Genomic DNA, 16,976 nt, shown 5'->3' with positions numbered 1-16,976 from the left:
AAAGTGGCGGCCGCGCCGTCAGCGGTACTGGCTCAGGCCCGCATCGGCCCACTCTGCTGCCGCCTGCCTCGCGGCGGGCGGGTCGAGGACCTCCACGTCGCCGCCGCGCTTGGCGACGAGACGTCTCAGGCTGTACTCGTCGGCGACGTGCATGGTCGCGACGGTCACGCCGTCGACGGTCTCGAGCGATGCTCGGTCCAGGTAGTCGCCCAGCAGCGGACCGACCGACTCGTCGAACCGGATGCGCACCACCATGTCGCCTTCGCCCGACTCGAACCAGCCGCGGGCGGGCTCTCCGGCGTGGGTGATCGGTATCTCGGTGAGCTCGAGCTCGCTCACCCGGTCGAGATGGAACGTGCGCATCGCCTCACGGAGGTGGCACCACCCCTGCAGGTACCACTGGCCGTCGGCGATGTGCACCTTGACCGGGTCGACCGTGCGGGTCGTGGGCGCGGCATCCGGAGCCTTGTAGGTGAACGACACAGCCACGCCCCGGCGGAGTGCGGTCGCGACGAGGTCGCGGACGGTGTCGACCGGCCCGGGGGCGACGATGACCTCGGCCGGAGCGCTCGAGGCTCCCCGAGCGAGCTTCGCCAGGAGGCCCGAGAACAGGTCGGTGTCGCCGACGCCGGGGATGGTGCGCGCCAGCTGGAGGCCCGCCAGCAGCGCCGCGGCCTCACGTGCGGTCAGCTTCGGCGACCTCTCGAGGCCGACCGAGTTGGTGATGACGATGAGATCGCGCTGATCGAGCAGGTCCCAGTCGATGTCGAACAGGTCGTTCGCCATCTGCCAGTAACCGCCGTCGCCGGGCAGCCCGATCACGGTGAGCTTCTCCACCATCGAGCGCATCTGGTCGGGGGTGACGTCGAACTCGTCGGCCGCCTCTGCCACCGAGACCTCGCCCTTGCCGATCAGATACGGCACGAGCTGAAGCATCAACGCGGCGCGATCGGTCGCGACCAGCGAGCGGCGGGCGGTCATGCGGATGCTCCGTTCACGTCGCGGGCGGCGGCGAGACGCTCGATCACCTGATCGCGCAGCTCGGCCGGCTCGACGACCCGCACCTCGGGGCCGTAGGACGCGAGTTCATCGGCGAAGATGTGGACGTCGACGTATGGCACGCGGATGCCCTGCTCGGCCGGACGCGCGCGACGCGCCAGCCGCAGGGCGGCCTCGGTGCCGGGGTTGACCTCGAGCAGCGACGTGCTGCGCGCGGCCACCTCTTCGAGCCCGCGCAGGGCGCGCTCGCCCGCGCCGTCGCGCAGAGCGGCGTCGAACGTCTCGCGAGTGGTCGCCACCGGTCCGACGATCCGCGACAGCAGGAAGGTGCGGTCGGCCCGCACATCGAGGTCGATGCCGAACACGTGCCAGCGCGCTTCGTACTCGACGAGGGCGAGCGGCTGCACGCGACGCGTGCGCGGCGCCGTCTCGCCGGGCTTCAGGTACGGGAACCGCACCACGCGACTCTGCTCGATCGCCCGCTGGAGGTCGGGGAACGACGGCTCGCGCAGACTGATGCGGGGTGAGTAGCCGATGATCGGCTCGTCGACGGGGATGCCGAGCGCGCGGATCTTGCGCAGCCCACTGCGGGCATCGTCCGACATGGAGCTCTCGCTCCACACGCCGCCCGCGAGATTGAGCAGCGCGAGTTCGGCAGGAGTGAACTCGATGTCATCGGGAAGCGCGTACTCGGTCGTGGGAACGCGGTAGCGGGCTTCGCGGAGGTCGTCGGGATCGGCCCAGTCGCCGATCGTCTCGATGGGCACACCCAGGCCGCGCAGGCTCTCCTTGTCGCGCTCGAACATCTTCTCGAGGGCGTCTTTCGACGCGCCCGACTCGCTCTGCTCCCGGTAGCCGGCGACGGAGGAGAGGATGGTGTCCTTCGTCAGTCCCTGGTCGGTGGCCATGAGGGCGACGACCAGGTTGACGAGTCTCTCCTCAGGCGGGGACTTGGCAGGGGCGTTCGCAGGCACCCCATCATCCTAGGGTCGGTGCGGCCGGCTCGTCGGCGGTCCGGCGACCACTGATCGCGCGGCGCCGGCGTCCACCTACTGCGCGGCGCCGGGGTCGACGCCGAGGAGGTCGAACACGAAGACGGTCGGCTTCTCGGTGCCGCCCTGCTCGGCCGGCACGACCACCAGCACCTGGGAGCCGATGGTCTGGCCCACGAGCGCCTCGGCGAGCACCGGGTCGCTGTCGAGCGGGACCGACTGGGGCTGCGAGTCCCACGTGTTCGTGACCGCTTCGGTCTCTCCCCACGGCACGCCGAGGATGTGCGCACGCACCGGCGCGTCGGCCGTGACGACCTCGCCGTCGCCCTTCTTGATGGTCTGGACGACCACGTCCGCCGGGGCGTCGCCCTCGGGGATGATGAGGCCCGGACGTCCGTCCGGGGTGCGCACGACGGTGGGCATGCCGGTTCCGCTGTTGAACTGGTCAGCACCGTCGGCGGCACCCAGATAGACCTTGTGCACGTCGATGACGGCGACGGCGGAGTCGCCCTCGGCCAGGCCGATGCTCGCGGCGGCCTCGGCCTCGATGTCTTCCGGCGCCAGCGACACGACGACCCGCGAGCCCGCCGAGGCGCACTGGAGCGCGTCACCCCACGTCGGGAAGGTCTGAACGATCTGCGGCAGGCCGAGCACGTTCGACTGCTCCTCGGAGTACGGACTGGCGACGAGCGTCTCGCCCGTCTCGCCCGAGACGAGCGTGAAGTCGATGACGACGAGCTGGTCATCACGCGTGATCGTCGCCCCGCCTGTTCCCTGCTCCAGCGTCGCCGACGACCCCTCCGTCACGTGGAACGGAGTGTAGAGCTCGACGTCGGGCGCGCTGCCGACCTCTCCGCTCACCTCGACGACGTCGAGCAGTTCGGCGTCGGAGACGGGCTCGGAGCAGTCGGAGCTTCCGGGGAGCGAGCAGCCGGCCAGGCCGACGGTCGCGAGTCCGAGGATCGCGAGGGCAGAGGGGATCTTACGCACCGCAACAGTCTAGGCGGCATCCGGATGCGCGCTTTGCGCCTACTCCGCGTCGGGAGCGTCGCCCTGCTGGGCCGCGTGGCGCGCGCCCTCCGCCGCACGCTGCGCTTCCCGTACGCGCTTGCGAAGGTTCTTGTCGGTGATCTGGCGGTCACCCACCGCGCCGGGCGTCCACAGCTCGACGTCCTCATCGCCGTAGCTGGTCTTCGAGGCGCGGCGCTTGACCTCGGGTGGAACCGCGCCCGGAGCGAGTCGGCGCGCCCAGAGCAGGAATCCGGTGTGCGCCACCATGCGGTGGTCGGGCCGCACCGCGAGTCCCTCGACGTGCCACCCGCGCACCATGGTCTCGCTGGCCTCGGGCTCGGTGAACAGGCCGGTGCTGCGGAGATACTCGGCCACGCGGCTCAGCTGGGTCGCCGTGGCGATGTAGCACAGCACGACGCCACCCGGCGTGAGGGCGTCGGCGACGACGTCGATGCACTCCCATGGGGCGAGCATGTCGAGCACGACCCGATCGACGGATGCCGGGGCGATGGCATCCGGAAGCGCCTCCACCAGATCGCCGACGACGACGCTCCAGTTCTCGGGGGTCTCGCCGAGGTAGGTCTCGACGTTGGCCTGAGCGACCTCGGCGAATTCGGGTCGGCGCTCGAACGAGATGAGCCGGCCCTCGGAGCCCATGGCGCGCAGGAGCCAGAGCGAGAGCGCGCCCGAGCCGACCCCGGCCTCGACGACCACGGCGCCGGGGAACACGTCGGCCTCGGCGATGATCTGCGCGGCGTCCTTCGGGTAGACGATCGCCGCGCCGCGCGGCATCGACATGACGAAGTCGCGCAGGAGCGGACGGAGTGCGAGGTACTCGTGCCCGCTGCTGTTGGCGACGACGGACCCGTCGGGCCGGCCGACGAGCTGTTCGTGCTTGAGCACGCCGTGGTGCGTGTGCAGCTCGCCCTTCTCGCGCAGCGTGATCGTGTGCAGTCGACCCTTGGGTCCGGTGAGCTGCACGCGGTCGCCGAAGCGGAAGGGGCCGCGGGGTCGTTCGGTCACTTGGCGGCCTCCTTGGCGCGGTGTTCGGCATGGAAGGATGCCACGTCCTGGGCGGTGCGCCCTTCGAGGGTCGGCCACACGGCGTGCGCGCCCGCTCCCGCGATCGAGACCATGAGCGGCACGCCGATGGTGGCGGCGCCGGACGCGACGGCAGATCGCAGACCGTTCGGCGAGTCTTCGATCGCGACCACCTCGTCGGGCGTGACGCCGAGCGCCTCGCACGCCTGCAGATAGGGGTCGGGGAAGGGCTTCGGCCGGGTCGAGTCGTCGCCTGCGATCACCACGTCGAACGCCTCGAAGTCGATCAGGTCGACGACGGTGCGGGCCATGCGCCGCATCGACATCGTCACGAGCCCCGTCTTGATGCCGGCGGCGCGCAGGCTCGCGAGCAGCTCCCTCGCGCCGGGACGGAAGGGCACGCCCGTCTCGCCGAGCTGACGCATCACGTCGTCGGTGAGGTGGTCGATGATGGCGTCGACGCTCATGCGCACGCCGGCGCTCTGGAAGATGCGGGCCGAGTCCTCGAGTCCGAGGCCGACGAGTGCCAGCGCCTGCTCGTGCGACCAGGTTCCGCCGAAGCGCTCGACGAGCGGCGTCTCGGCCGCCATCCAGTAGGGCTCGGTGTCGACGAGGGTTCCGTCCATGTCCCACAGGACGGCGGACAAGGGCGGTGCGCTCACCGTTCCATGCTACCCAGCGGCCCGCGGCCGCCCCGCCGATCCTCGCTCAGCGGCCGGGCGGGGGTATCCCCGGCGCGCGTGCCACCGACCACAGGCAGTGGTGCCGGGCCTATCCTGGAAGGACCCGCATCGCGGGTGGAGGAGGTCTCGTGGACGGACTGGGACGCCGGGTGCTCGTCGCCGCGTTCGACGGGTGGAACGATGCCGGGGAGGCCGCGTCGTCCGCCGTCACGCAGCTGCGCGAGGGCGGGACGTACGAGACTGTGTTCTCGGTCGACCCCGAGCTGTACTTCGACTACCAGTACACCCGTCCGCAGATCGCCGCCGACGCGGACGGCAAGCGCGTGCTGCGGTGGCCCGAAGCATCCCTCCTTCGTCCCACGCGCACGACGCGCGGCGGCACTCAGCTCTGGCTCCTGACCGGAGTGGAGCCGGCACGCGCCTGGCAGGCGTTCGCGTCCGAGTTCATCGACATCGCGCTCCGCGAGGACATCACGGGCTTCCTGTCGATGGGGTCGATGATGTCGGACGTGCCGCACACCCGCCCCATCTCGGTCTTCGCCGGCAGCGACAACGACGCGCTGCGCACCTCGCTCGAGCTCGAGCGCAGCACGTACGAGGGTCCGGTCGGCATCCTGAGCGTGCTCGGCCACGCGGCCGATGCCGCCGGCATCCCGGCGGCGAGCCTGTGGGCCAGCGTGCCGCATTACGTCGCGGGCCACACGCCCTCGCCCAAGGCGACGCTCGCGCTGCTCGACCGGCTCGAGGACCTCACCGGCGCCACCGTGCCCCGAGGCGATCTCGCGACCGAGGCGGCGGCGTGGGAGGCGTCCATCGACGCGGCTGCGGCCGACGACGAGGAGATGACGGAGTACATCCGCCAGCTCGAGCGGACGCGCGACACGTGGGACTCCCCCGAGGCGTCCGGGGACGCGATCGCCCAGGAGTTCGAGCGCTACCTGCGTCGCGGCGGAGACGGCCCGACCAAGCCCGGCCGCGACGACCCCCGTCGCTGACCCGCTACGCCGAGATCGCGCCCACGCTGAGCAGCACCAGCAGCGTCGACCCGAGGGCCACGCGGTAGACGACGAACGGCAGGAAGCTGTGCTTGGAGATCCAGTTCATGAAGAACGCGATCACGCCGAGCGCGACGAGGAACGCGACCACCGTGGCGACCGCCGTCTCGCCGAGCGTGAAGACGCCCGGCTCGTTCCAGCTCTTGGCCAGCTGGTAGAACCCGCTGCCGAAGACTGCGGGGATCGCCAGCAGGAACGCGTAGCGGGCCGCAGCCGAGCGCTCGTAGCCCATGAAGAGTCCGGCCGTGATCGTGCCGCCCGACCGCGAGACGCCAGGGATCAGGGCGAGTGACTGCGCGAAACCGTAGATCACGCCGTGACCGACGGTGATGTCCTGGAGCTTGCGCTTCTTCGCGCCCACGTGGTCGGCGATGCCGAGGAGCACGCCGAAGAAGATGAGCATTCCGGCGACCAGCCACAGAGACCGGAACGTGGTCTCGATCTGGTCCTGGAACAGCAGCCCGAGCACCACGATCGGGATGCTGCCGACGATGATCAGCCAGCCCATCTTCGCGTCGGGGTCGTTGCGCGGGACGCGTCCGACCAGCGCCTGGCACCAGTGGCTGATGATCCGCACGATGTCGCGCCAGAAGAACAGCACGACGGCGGCTTCGGTGCCGATCTGCGTGATCGCGGTGAACGCCGCACCCGGATCCTGCGCCGACGGAAGGAACTCCCCCAGGATGCGCAGGTGCGCGCTGGAGGACACGGGCAGGAACTCGGTGAGTCCCTGCACGAGACCGAGGATGATCGCCTCGAGGAGCATGGGCGCCTTTCGATGCGGGATGCCGGGCCGCGGCATCCGCTGTCTGTCAGTACGTGCGGAGGAGATCGGTCAGCACGCGCTGGCCGAACTCGAGGGCGTCGATGGGCACACGCTCGTCGACGCCGTGGAACATCCCCGTGAAGTCCAGGTCGGCGGGAAGCCGCAGCGGTGCGAAGCCGTACCCCGTGATGCCCAGGTAGGCGAGCGCCTTGTTGTCGGTGCCGCCGCCCATCAGGTAGGGGATGACGGGCACGCCGGGGTCGTGGCGGTCGAGCGCCGACACCATCGCGTCGACGAGGTCGCCGGCGAAGGGCACCTCGAGCCCGATGTCCTGGTGCACGACCTCGACCGCGACGTCGTCGCCGACGATCCGGCGGATGTCGGCCAGCGCCGCGTCCTCGGTGCCGGGGAGCACGCGGACGTCGATCAGCGCCTCGGCGCGATCCGGGATGACGTTGTGCTTGTATCCGGCGGTCAGCCCGGTCGGATTGGTGGTGGTCCGCAGGGTGGAGCGGAGGAAGCCGGATGCCGCGCCCGTCGCCGCGGCGATCTCGTCGGCGTCGCCCGAGCCACCCGTGAGGGTGCCGAGGCGCTCGGCCATCTCGCGTGTCGTGTCGGTGAGCGTGACGGGCCACTCGGTGCGGCCCAGCGCGGCGACGGCCGCTGCCAGCTTGGTGACGGCGTTGTCGCCGTGGAAGCTCGAGCCGTGAGCGGCACGCCCGCGCGTCACGAGGCGGATCCAGATGAGTGCCTTCTCCCCCACCTGCAGGAGGTACGCGCGACGGTCGCCGACCGCGATCGAGTACCCGCCGACCTCGCTGATCGCCTCGGTCGCCCCGTCGAACCACTCGGGCTTGTTCTGGATCACCAGCGCGGAGCCCTCGACGCCGCCGTTCTCCTCATCGGCGAAGAACGTCAGCACGAGGTCGCGCTCGGGCTGTTCGCCGGCGCGCAGGATGTCGCCCACCGACGTGAGGATCATGGCGTCCATGTCCTTCATGTCGACGGCACCGCGGCCCCACAGCATCCCGTCGCGCACGACGCCCTCGAACGGGTCGACGCTCCAGTCCTCGGTGATGGCCGGCACCACGTCGAGGTGGCCGTGCAGGACCAGCGCCGGTTTGGAGCGGTCACGGCCCGGTACGCGGGCCATCACGTTCGTGCGGCGCGGGATCGGCTCGTAGTACTCGGGAGTGAGCCCGAGTCGCTCCAGATAGGCCCCGACGTACTCGGCGGCTTCGCGCTCGCCGGCGGCGCGTCCGCCGCCGTGGTTCGTCGTGTCGAAGCGGATGAGATCCCGGGCGACGGAGGCGACTTCGGGCAGCACCACGTCGGAAGAAGACATGCCGACCAACCTATCCTCTCGACGAAGAAGGCCCCCTTTCGGGGGCCTTCTTCCTACTGTGCGCGAGGGGGGACTTGAACCCCCACGCCCTATACGGGCACTAGCACCTCAAGCTAGCGCGTCTACCTATTCCGCCACCCGCGCAGGTGGTTTTCGGTTTCGCAACCGAGGAATGACATTACCACGTCGCCTGGGCTTCAACGAATCGGCGCCGACCTCGCGCGCGTCATCCCAGGGTGACGCCGAAGAGCAGCCCGAGGGCGTAGGTGACCGCCGCGGCGCCGAAGCCGATCGCGAGCTGGCGCAGGGCGCGGCGCAGCGGCGGCGCCCCCGAGAGCAGCCCCACCGCCGCGCCCGTGCACATCAGCGCGATGCCCACGAGAGCGAGCGCGAGGACGATCGCAGCGAGGCCCGACAGCCCGAAGATCCAGGGCAGCACCGGGATGATCGCGCCCGAGGCGAAGAACAGGAAGCTCGACAGCGCCGCACTCCAGTCGCTTCCGACGACCTCGCCGTGGTCGATGACCTCGATCGACGAGGAGTGGGTGCGTCCTCGGCCGAGAGCGCGTGCCGCCTCGACCGCCTGTCGCGCGCGGGCGGTCGCCTCGGACTCGGCCATCCCGCGGGTGCGGTAGACGAGCGCGAGCTCATTGGCATCGATGTCGAGGTGCGGGATCGCCCCGTCGGCGAAGCTGCTCGGCTGGGTGGACTGGAGCAGCTCGCGTTGGGAGCGGACCGAGACGAACTCCCCCGCGCCCATCGACAGCGCGCCCGCCAGCAGGCCGGCGACGCCGCTGAAGAGCACGAACTGCGGTGAGACGCCCGTGGCGCCGATGCCCATCACGAGCGCGAGGTTCGATACGAGCCCGTCGTTCGCCCCGAACACGGCGGCGCGGAACGTGCCGGAGAGGCGGCGGCGACCCCGTGCGGCCAGACCCCGGACGACTTCGTGGTGGATCTTCTCGTCGGCGCCCATCGCCGGCGTCGCGAACGGCTCATCGTCGTACGGCGAGCGGGCTTCGGCGTTCTGTGCGAGCGCGAGGACGAAGATCGAGCCGAACCGCTTCGCCATCCAGCCGAGCAGGACGGTGCGCACGTCCGGCCGGGGCAGCCGTGCGGGCTCGCCGCCCAGCAGCCGCAGCCAGTGCGCCTCGTGCCGGCCCTCGGCGTCGGCGAGGGCGGTCAGGATCTCGCGCTCCTCACCTCCGCGGCGGGCCGCAAGTTCGCGGTACACGTGGGCTTCGGCGCGCTCGTTCACCAGGTAGCGCGCCCAGCGCCGTCGATCGCGGGACGTGGGGGAAGCGGGCACGCTCACAGAAGGCCTCCGGGCCGGGTTCTAGGGGACGCATCCACGGTAGTCACCGACCGGACGCCGCATCCCCCGAAGCCGCCGATTGACAGCATTTCGGGGCTCCGAACCACGTCAGCCGGTGCGCCCGGCGAGCTCCTCGCGCAGGCCCCGCTCCCCGGCCTTCATCACGTGCGCGTGGGCGCGCTCGAACGCCGGACGCAGCGCCCACGCCCACGTGTTCATCCAGCGACGAAGACCACGACGGATGCCGCGTCCCCGTCCGGCTCCACCGAGAGGCGTCCCCGGCCGCGCAGATCGCCCGCGCTCGAGGCCGCGAGCGTGCGCCCGGGCCCGACGTCGTCCACCGTGAGCCGGACGCGCAGCCGGTAGCCGAGCGGACTCCGGACCGCGAGGCGGAGGGTCGAGCCGGCTTCCAGCGACGCGGGCGCGTCCTCGAAGCGGACCCCGGGCCACCAGGTCGTGCGGGGACCGGTCGGGTCAGCTACTCCCGCGCCGGAGGACCTCCTGACCAGCCGGATCGTCTCCCGCCACACGCGGTCGGCGTCGGCCGGGATGCTCCACCGCGAGACGAACGAGTACTCCGCGGGCATGCCTGGAGTCTAGGCGGCGCGGTGCGTCAGGAATGCACGCGCTTGCGCAGCACGTCGATGCGCGACTGCAGCTGAGCGACCGTGGCATGCGAGACGGCCGGGCCGCCGCAGATGCGCCGCAGCTCGGCGTGCACCAGACCGTGCGGCTCGCCGGACTGGCGGGCGTACAGCCCGACCAGGCTGTTCAGCAGCTGCCGCTGCTCCTTGAGGGATCGGTGCAGTGCCGGCGGCAGCGTCGTCTCGGACTCGCCGGGCGGGCTCTGGGCCTCGCGCGCCTCACGGACGCGCCGATGCCTGCCTTGACGAGCCTGGCGCTGCATCAGGAGCTCGTGCACGTGCTCGGGCTCGAGGAGCCCGGGAAGCCCGAGGAACTCCTCCTCCTCGGGGGTTCCGGGCACGGCGAGCTGGCCGAACTCCTTGCCGTCGAACAGCACGCGGTCGAAGTGGGCGTGCGAGCCGAGCGCCTGGTACTCGAACTCCTCGGTGAGCGCGTCGGACGCCTTGTCCTCGCGCTCGGCGGCGTCCATGAGGTCTTCTTCGGCGTTCCACTCGTCGCCGTCGCCGTCGCGGTCGAGCGCGTGATCGCGCTGCCGCTCCATCTCATTGGCGAGGGCGAGCAGCTGCGGCACGTTCGGAAGGAAGACGCTCGCTGTCTCGCCGCGGCGCCGTGCGCGCACGAAGCGCCCGATGGCCTGCGCGAAGAACAGGGGCGTCGAGGCCGACGTCGCGTATACGCCGACGGCGAGGCGCGGCACGTCCACGCCCTCCGAGACCATGCGCACGGCGACCATCCAGCGGGTGTCGTCCTTCGAGAACGCCTCGATGCGCGAGGATGCCTCGGCCTCGTCGGAGAGGACGACTGTGACGTCCTCTCCGGAGATGCCGCGCAGGATCTCGGCGTAGGCGCGCGCGGCGGTCTGATCGGTCGCGATCACCAGTCCGCCGGCATCGGGCACCTGTTCGCGGACCTCGGACAGGCGCCGGTCGGCGGAGCGCAGCACGGCCTGGATCCACTCCCCCTCGGGTGAGAGCGCCGTGCGCCACGCCTGCGACGTGATGTCCTTCGTGTTGTCCTGGCCGAGCTGCGCCTCCATCTCGTCACCGGTCTTGGTGCGCCAGCGCATCTGGCCCGCGTAGACCATGAACATGACGGGACGCACGACGCCGTCCTCGAGGGCGCGACGGTAGCCGTAGGCGTAATCGGTGCGCGAGATGCGGATGCCGTTCTCGTCGGGCTGGTACTCGACGAACGGGATCGGCGCGGTGTCGCTGCGGAACGGCGTGCCCGAGAGAAGGAGCCGACGCGTGGCGCGGCTGTACGCCTCACGCAGCGCGTCGCCCCAGCTGAGCGCGTCGCCGCCATGGTGGACCTCGTCGAGGATCACGAGAGTGCGCGCATCCATGGTCAGCCGTTGATGGACGGATGCCTTGACCGCCACCTGCGCGTAGGTGACGGCCACCCCGTGGTAGTGGCGGGCGGGGGCGAAGTGGCGGTTGCTGAAGGCGGGGTCGAGGCGGATCGACACGCGCGCGGCGGCATCGGCCCACTGCGTCTTCAGGTGCTCGGTCGGCGCGACGACCACGATCCGGTCGATGATGCGCCGGCGCAGCAGCTCGCTCGCGAGTCGAAGGGCGAAGGTGGTCTTCCCGGCGCCCGGCGTGGCAGCGGCGAGGAAGTCGCGTGGTCCGCCGCCGGGCCCGTCCGGCCCGTCGAGCTCGAAGTAGAGGTCGAGCGCCTCGGCCTGCCAGGCGCGCAGCCGCTGCGCGGTTCCCCACGGAGCGCGCTGGGGGTAGGTGGGCGAGAGGTGATCGGCGGCTCTGCCGCCGAGTGGAACAGACGCCGCGGCGAAGCTGCGGAGATGCGCCTCCTCGCGGGTGGCGTCCAGGACCGTCTCGTCGTCCATTGCACCTCCCCGCCTGCCGCGCACAACGAGTCACAACCTTAACCGAGCGCGACGACAACGCCCGTTCACCGCACCCGGTTCAGCAGCATCCGCTCCCCGTCCGCACCCCGCGATACCCTGTCTCTCGGCCACGAACCGAGGAACCATGACACGCAGCGACGACAACCGCACTCCGTACGTCCCGAACGCGCAGCCGCACCCGTGGCGGCGCTACGTCGCGATCGGCGACTCGTTCACCGAGGGCGTGGGCGATCCCGAGCCGACGGCGCCGAACGGGTTCCGCGGCTGGGCCGACCGCGTCGCCGAGGTCCTCTCGCAGCAGGTCGACGACTTCGCGTACGCCAACCTCGCGATTCGCGGACGCCTCATCGGACAGATCGTCGCCGAGCAGGTCGAGCCCGCGGTCGCGCTCAAGCCCGACCTCGTCACCTTCTCGGCCGGCGGCAACGATGTCATCCGTCCCGGGGCCGATCCCGACGCAGTGGCCGCACTGTTCGAAGACGCCGTGGTGCGCCTGGGGAGCGGCGGGGCGACGGTCGTCGTCTTCACCGGCATCGACACGAACTTCACTCCGGTGTTCCGCGGCATCCGCGGCCGGGTGGCGATCTACAACGAGAACATCCGGGCGATCGCCGACAAGTACGACTGCATCGTGGCCGACCAGTGGGCGCTCAAAGAGGTGCAGGACATGCGGTTCTTCGACGACGACCGCCTGCATTACAACAGGCTCGGGCACCACGAAGTGGCGCGCATGGTGCTGCGCGCGCTCAACGTGCCCAACGATCTGCAGCCGATGCAGCCCGATCCGATCCCGTCGCGCACGTGGCGCGAGGCCCGCGCGGTCGACCTCGTGTGGGCGCGCGAGTTCTTCGTGCCGTGGGTGCTGCGCCGCCTGCGCCATCAGTCTTCGGGCGACACGATCACCGCGAAGCGCCCCGACGTGCTGCCCGTGACCACGCTCGCTCCCGGGCGCGACGAGACCGAGCATCCTGGCGAGAAGGCCTGAGGCACGGCGTTCAGCGCGCCCGCAGCTCCCAGAGCGCGACAGCGCTGGCGGCCGCGACGTTCAGGGAGTCGACTCCGCCTGCCATCGGGATGACGACGGCGGTGTCGGCTGCCGCCATCGCCGCGCGGCTCAGGCCGTCGCCTTCGGCGCCCAGCATCAGCGCGACACGACCCGGTACCCGCTCCCGGAACACGTCCAGCGGAACGGCGTCATCGGCGAGGGCGAGCGCAGCGAGGTGGAAGCCGGCATCGTGCAGGATGCCCCGTGCCTCACGCCACTCGGGCAGCCGTGTCCACGGCACCTGGAAGACCGTGCCCATGCTCACCCGCACGCTGCGGCGGTAGAGCGGATCGGCGCAGCGTGCACTGACCAGGACGGCGTCGGCGCCGAGACCCGCGGCAGCACGGAAGATCGCGCCGACATTGGTGTGGTCGACGATGTCCTCCAGCACCACGACGGTCCGCGCGTCCGCGATCACCTCGGCGACCGGGGGCAGCACGGGCCGGTGCATGGCCGCCAGCGCTCCGCGGTGGACGGCGTAGCCCGTCAGCTGCTCGGCGATCGCGGCGTCGGCGACGTAGACGGGCACGTCCGGATGCGGCGCGAGGATCTGCTCGGCGTCCGCGAGCCACTTCTCCTGCACGAGGACCGAGCGTGGCGAATGCCCAGCGGCGATGGCACGGCCGATGACCTTGGACGACTCCGCGATGTACAGCCCGCCTTCGGGCTCGAGCACGCGGCGCAACGCCACGTCCGTGAGATCGCGGTAGTCGGTCAGCCGCTCGTCGTCCGCCGACGTGATCCGCTCGATCCGCACCCGACCACTCTCGCACGACGCGTAACATCCCGGTAAACCGTGCCCCCTACACTCTGACCCGAAGGGGTGATTCGTGACCACCGTGACCGAGCTGGACGCCGCAGCGACCGACGCCGTGTCGCGCGCCGTCGCCGTCCTCGCCGGCCGCCGTGTCGCGGTGCTCACCGGCGCCGGGGTGTCGACGGACTCGGGCATCCCCGACTACCGCGGCCAGGGCGCCCCCGTGCGCACCCCGATGACCGCGGAGCAGTTCCTCTCGAGCGACTCCGCGCGCCGACGCTACTGGGTGGGCAGCCACCTCGGGTGGCGGGCTTTCGCCGCCGCCGAGCCCAATGGCGGACACCGCGCGCTGGCGTCGCTCGAGCAGAGCGGGGTCGCGACGGGCGTCGTCACGCAGAACGTGGACGGCCTGCACGTGCGTGCCGGCAGCCGGCGCGTGGTCGAGCTCCACGGCACGATGCGCCGCGTGTTCTGCACGCACTGCGGCCAGGTGTTCGACCGGCGCGACCTCGCGCATCGCGTCGAGCACGACAACCCGTGGATCACGGTGCGGGAGAACGTACCGCTGGGTCCCGACGGCGACGTCCTGCCCGAGAGCACCGAGGGCTTCGTCATCCCCGAGTGCACCGTCTGCGGAGGGATGCTCAAACCCGACGTGGTCTTCTTCGGCGAGTACATCCCGGCCGAGAAGTTCCGCGAGGCCGAGCAGCTCGTCCACGCCAGCGAGGGGCTCGTGATCGCGGGCTCGTCGCTGGTGGTCAACTCCGGCATCCGCCTGCTCGAACGTGCGCGGCGCCGACGTCTGCCCGTCGTCATCGTGAACCGCGGCGCGACGCGGGCCGACTCCCGCGCGACCGTCAAGATCGACGCCGGAACGAGTGAGGTGCTCCGCGCACTCGCCGACGCTCTGCCCTCAGCGGGCTGGCAGGCCACCGCCCGTAGGCTCGACGGGTGACCGTCCTCACCCTGATCCGCCACGGCGAGACCGACTGGAACCGGACCCGGCGCATCCAGGGCTCGACCGACATCCCGCTGAACGACACCGGCCGTGCACAGGCGCGTGCCGCCGCTGCCGCGCTGCGGGAGGCCCGGGATCCCGCGATTCCCGTCACCGTCGCTGCGAGCGATCTCGCGCGTGCACGCGAGACCGCCGAGATCATCGCCGCCGAGCTGGGCACTGAGCCGCCGCGGCTCTACCGCGGGCTCCGCGAGCGGAGCTACGGCGAGGCCGAGGGCGTCGACGCGGAGGACTTCCTGCGCAGGTGGGGGCCCTGGCACACCGCAGAGGTGCCGGGCGCCGAGCCGTGGCCGAGCGTGCGGGCGCGTGCGCTGACCGCCATCGGCCGGGCGGTCCGGGATCATCGCCGCGCGACGGCGCCGGCCGAGGCATCCCTCATCGTCGTCGCCCACGGCGCGCTGATCCGCGAGGTCATCCGCCACGCGTCCGGCGGCACGCTGCCGCTGGAGGGCGAGCGCGTGGCCAACGGCTCCGCCCACGAGCTGCTCTACGAACGCGACCGCGTGCGACTGCTTTCCTACGCGGGGTCGGTCACCTAAGCTCGGCGCCATGGCCAGCGCCGCCACCGTCGACGAGTACATCGCCGGGTTTCCGCCCGAGGTCGCCGAACGCCTGCAGCGCATCCGCACGCTGATCGTCGATGCCGTCGCCGCAGAGTCCGGCAGCGCGCCCGAGGAGAAGATGCGCTACGGAATCGCCGCGATCATGCTCGGCGGCCGCTACGCGCTGCACTTCGCAGGCTGGAAGAAGCACATCGGACTCTATCCGGTTCCCGTGCTGACCGCCCCCCTCGACGATGAGATCGCGCCGTACCGCTCCGAGAAGGACTCCGTGGTCTTCCCGCACTCGAGCGAGGTGCCGTACGACCTGATCGGCCGCGTCGCGCGCGAGATCGCCGCTCAGCGGGGGCCGGCGAAGGACTGACCCCGCTCGGCGAGATCCTCGCGGAGGATCCTGACGGCCTTCGGGCCCACCCCGTGGATCGCGAGCAGCTCACGCTCGGTGCGCTCGGCCAGGGACGCGTAGTCGACGATGCCCTGCAGCGCGAGCTCACGCAGCGCGACCCGACCGATGCGCGGCGTCAGCTCTTCGCTCATGACTCAGCGCGGCGCAGGGTTTCCCGCGCGTGCCGGAGAACCGGTTCGTCGACCATGCGGCCGTCGTACGTGAACACACCGCGCTCGGTCTCGGCGGCTGCGAGCACTCCCCTCGCCCAGTCCACCGTCTTCTCGTCAGGGCGATACGCGTCGCGGATGATCGTGACCTGGCTCGGGTGGATGCAGGCGGTGGCGGTGAATCCGGATGCCGCGGCATCCGCTGCCTCGATGGCCAGACGCTTGGTGTCCTCGATGTCGAGGTGCACGGCGTCGATGGCCGCTTTGCCGCGCGCTCCCGCCGCCAGCAGCACGCGGGCGCGCGCATACCGGGCGATGTCGCGGTAGCGGCCGTTCGGCTTGCGGCTCGACGTGCCGCCGATGCTCGCGACGAGATCCTCGGCGCCCCACATCAGAGCGCTGACGTTCGGCAGGGCGGCGATGCGGTCGGCCTGCGCGACCCCCTTCGCCGTCTCGCAGAGCGCGATGACCTCGAAGCGGGCGTCGAGCTTCTGCAGCCGCTTGGGCGATTCGGCCTTCGCGACCATGATCCGGCGATAGTCGGTCTGCGACAGGGTCGCCAGGTCGGAGACGAAGTCGTCGGTCCCGGGCGGGTTCACGCGCACGATCACCCGGTCGGGGTCGAGCTCCGACTCGATGACGGCGCCACGGGCGGCAGCCCTCGCAGGTGCGGCGACGGCGTCCTCGAGATCGAGGATCACCGCGTCGGCGCGCTCGAGCGCCTTCGCATACCGCTCCGGGCGATCCGCAGGGCAGAAGAGGAGGGCGGGCCCGAGGCTGAAGCGGGCATCGGTCATGGCGTTCCTCCGGCGTCGGGAGCGGCATCCCGAGCCGCGTCAGCGGGTGCGAACCACATCAGCGCGGTGCGCGTCGCGGTGGCGACCACCACTCCCTGCTGATTGCGTCCGGTGTGGCGCATCGTCACGATCCCCTGCCCGGGCCGCGACGACGAGGGGCGCTTCTCGAGGATCTCGGTCTCGGTGTAGAGCGTGTCGCCGTGGAACACGGGCGAGGGGAACGCGATGTCGCTGAGGCCGAGCTGGGCGACGAGGGTGCCCTGCGTGATCTGCGACACCGACGCGCCGACCATGGTCGACAGCGTCCACATCGAGTTCATCAGGCGCTGACCGAACGGCTGCCCCTCCGAGAACGCGGCATCCAGGTGAAGGGCCTGCGTGTTCATCGTCAGCGACGAGAACAGCACGTTGTCGGCCTCGGTGGCGGTGCGTCCGGGCCGGTGGAGATAGCGGGCGCCGACCTCGAGCTCGTCGTAGTAGAGCCCGCGCTGCACGATCTCGCGCGCCTCTCCCCTGCCTTCCACA

The 16,976-nt window shown here is 71.1% G+C and carries 19 protein-coding genes and 1 tRNA gene; 5 read left to right on the top strand and 15 right to left on the bottom strand.

Annotation, left to right across the window (positions count from 1 at the left end; all coding sequences use genetic code 11):
- Positions 1 to 18 precede the first annotated feature (18 nt).
- From ACFC1W_RS09970 to ACFC1W_RS09950, 5 genes are all read right to left on the bottom strand, one after another.
- Entirely contained in the window at positions 19 to 981 is a 963-nt protein-coding gene (locus tag ACFC1W_RS09970) for a helix-turn-helix transcriptional regulator (RefSeq protein WP_375991806.1), read from the bottom strand.
- The gene (locus ACFC1W_RS09965) at positions 978 to 1,973 is read right to left on the bottom strand and encodes a helix-turn-helix transcriptional regulator (RefSeq protein ID WP_375991803.1); all 996 of its coding nucleotides are present in this window, start codon (positions 1,971 to 1,973) and stop codon (positions 978 to 980) included. The genes ACFC1W_RS09970 and ACFC1W_RS09965 overlap by 4 nt, the downstream gene beginning before the upstream one ends.
- A gap of 75 nt (positions 1,974 to 2,048) precedes the next feature.
- Complete coding sequence (locus ACFC1W_RS09960; protein ID WP_375991801.1) at positions 2,049 to 2,981, bottom strand: FKBP-type peptidyl-prolyl cis-trans isomerase; 933 nt, start codon at positions 2,979 to 2,981, stop codon at positions 2,049 to 2,051.
- A 39-nt stretch (positions 2,982 to 3,020) separates the two neighbouring features.
- Complete coding sequence (locus ACFC1W_RS09955; protein WP_375991798.1) at positions 3,021 to 4,025, bottom strand: tRNA (adenine-N1)-methyltransferase; 1,005 nt, start codon at positions 4,023 to 4,025, stop codon at positions 3,021 to 3,023.
- Complete coding sequence (locus ACFC1W_RS09950; protein ID WP_191766525.1) at positions 4,022 to 4,705, bottom strand: HAD family phosphatase; 684 nt, start codon at positions 4,703 to 4,705, stop codon at positions 4,022 to 4,024. Before ACFC1W_RS09950 ends, ACFC1W_RS09955 begins: the two co-directional genes overlap by 4 nt.
- A 149-nt stretch (positions 4,706 to 4,854) precedes the next feature.
- Here ACFC1W_RS09950 and ACFC1W_RS09945 point away from each other — a divergent pair, with 149 nt between their 5' ends.
- Positions 4,855 to 5,721: a PAC2 family protein gene (locus tag ACFC1W_RS09945; protein ID WP_241110580.1), complete on the top strand. Its 867-nt coding sequence runs from the start codon at positions 4,855 to 4,857 to the stop codon at positions 5,719 to 5,721.
- A 4-nt stretch (positions 5,722 to 5,725) separates the two neighbouring features.
- On the opposite strand, the gene ACFC1W_RS09940 is transcribed toward ACFC1W_RS09945, so the two are convergent.
- The 6 genes from ACFC1W_RS09940 to ACFC1W_RS09915 all read right to left on the bottom strand — a co-directional run bounded on the left by ACFC1W_RS09940 (position 5,726) and on the right by ACFC1W_RS09915 (position 11,698).
- A complete protein-coding gene (locus ACFC1W_RS09940) occupies positions 5,726 to 6,547 on the bottom strand; it encodes an undecaprenyl-diphosphate phosphatase (protein WP_375992871.1) in 822 nt (273 codons plus the stop codon).
- A gap of 46 nt (positions 6,548 to 6,593) precedes the next feature.
- Positions 6,594 to 7,892: a M20/M25/M40 family metallo-hydrolase gene (locus ACFC1W_RS09935; protein WP_375991794.1), complete on the bottom strand. Its 1,299-nt coding sequence runs from the start codon at positions 7,890 to 7,892 to the stop codon at positions 6,594 to 6,596.
- Positions 7,893 to 7,951: 59 nt separating this feature from the next.
- Positions 7,952 to 8,036, bottom strand: a tRNA-Leu gene (locus ACFC1W_RS09930).
- A gap of 82 nt (positions 8,037 to 8,118) precedes the next feature.
- The gene (locus ACFC1W_RS09925) at positions 8,119 to 9,207 is read right to left on the bottom strand and encodes a VIT1/CCC1 family protein (protein ID WP_375991791.1); all 1,089 of its coding nucleotides are present in this window, start codon (positions 9,205 to 9,207) and stop codon (positions 8,119 to 8,121) included.
- 215 nt (positions 9,208 to 9,422) lie between these two features.
- Entirely contained in the window at positions 9,423 to 9,794 is a 372-nt protein-coding gene (locus tag ACFC1W_RS09920) for a hypothetical protein (protein WP_375991788.1), read from the bottom strand.
- Between the two features lie 26 nt (positions 9,795 to 9,820).
- A complete protein-coding gene (locus ACFC1W_RS09915; protein WP_375991785.1) occupies positions 9,821 to 11,698 on the bottom strand; it encodes a DEAD/DEAH box helicase in 1,878 nt (625 codons plus the stop codon).
- A gap of 145 nt (positions 11,699 to 11,843) precedes the next feature.
- Here ACFC1W_RS09915 and ACFC1W_RS09910 point away from each other — a divergent pair, with 145 nt between their 5' ends.
- Entirely contained in the window at positions 11,844 to 12,704 is an 861-nt protein-coding gene (locus ACFC1W_RS09910; protein WP_375991783.1) for an SGNH/GDSL hydrolase family protein, read from the top strand.
- Between the two features lie 10 nt (positions 12,705 to 12,714).
- Here ACFC1W_RS09910 and ACFC1W_RS09905 read toward each other — a convergent pair whose 3' ends face one another.
- A complete protein-coding gene (locus ACFC1W_RS09905) occupies positions 12,715 to 13,521 on the bottom strand; it encodes a TrmH family RNA methyltransferase (RefSeq protein WP_375991780.1) in 807 nt (268 codons plus the stop codon).
- A gap of 73 nt (positions 13,522 to 13,594) precedes the next feature.
- Here ACFC1W_RS09905 and ACFC1W_RS09900 point away from each other — a divergent pair, with 73 nt between their 5' ends.
- From ACFC1W_RS09900 to ACFC1W_RS09890, 3 genes are read left to right on the top strand one after another with little or no spacing between them, the layout of a single operon-like run.
- A complete protein-coding gene (locus tag ACFC1W_RS09900) occupies positions 13,595 to 14,476 on the top strand; it encodes a Sir2 family NAD-dependent protein deacetylase (RefSeq protein WP_375991777.1) in 882 nt (293 codons plus the stop codon).
- The gene (locus tag ACFC1W_RS09895) at positions 14,473 to 15,078 is read left to right on the top strand and encodes a histidine phosphatase family protein (protein ID WP_375991775.1); all 606 of its coding nucleotides are present in this window, start codon (positions 14,473 to 14,475) and stop codon (positions 15,076 to 15,078) included. The genes ACFC1W_RS09900 and ACFC1W_RS09895 overlap by 4 nt, the downstream gene beginning before the upstream one ends.
- A 10-nt stretch (positions 15,079 to 15,088) precedes the next feature.
- Positions 15,089 to 15,463, top strand: coding sequence for an iron chaperone (locus tag ACFC1W_RS09890; RefSeq protein ID WP_375991772.1), 375 nt, complete (start codon positions 15,089 to 15,091; stop codon positions 15,461 to 15,463).
- Here the strand turns inward: ACFC1W_RS09890 and ACFC1W_RS09885 are convergent.
- Genes ACFC1W_RS09885 through ACFC1W_RS09875 form a run of 3 tightly spaced genes read right to left on the bottom strand, consistent with a single transcriptional unit; the run spans position 15,439 to position 16,975 of the window.
- Positions 15,439 to 15,636 (bottom strand): hypothetical protein, encoded by a 198-nt coding sequence (locus tag ACFC1W_RS09885; RefSeq protein ID WP_375991769.1) that lies wholly within the window; start codon positions 15,634 to 15,636, stop codon positions 15,439 to 15,441. The genes ACFC1W_RS09890 and ACFC1W_RS09885 overlap by 25 nt on opposite strands.
- On the bottom strand, positions 15,633 to 16,451 hold the full coding sequence (locus tag ACFC1W_RS09880; protein ID WP_375991766.1) for an HpcH/HpaI aldolase/citrate lyase family protein: 819 nt from the start codon (positions 16,449 to 16,451) through the stop codon (positions 15,633 to 15,635). The genes ACFC1W_RS09885 and ACFC1W_RS09880 overlap by 4 nt, the downstream gene beginning before the upstream one ends.
- Entirely contained in the window at positions 16,448 to 16,975 is a 528-nt protein-coding gene (locus tag ACFC1W_RS09875; RefSeq protein ID WP_375991763.1) for a MaoC family dehydratase, read from the bottom strand. Before ACFC1W_RS09875 ends, ACFC1W_RS09880 begins: the two co-directional genes overlap by 4 nt.
- Between the last annotated feature and the right edge of the window lies 1 nt (position 16,976).

The organism is Microbacterium sp. NPDC056003 (assembly GCF_042274785.1).
Classification (GTDB): Bacteria; Actinomycetota; Actinomycetes; order Actinomycetales; family Microbacteriaceae; genus Microbacterium.
The sequence above is the reverse complement of the archived record's forward strand: the minus strand, read 5'-3'. Positions and strand labels throughout refer to the sequence as shown.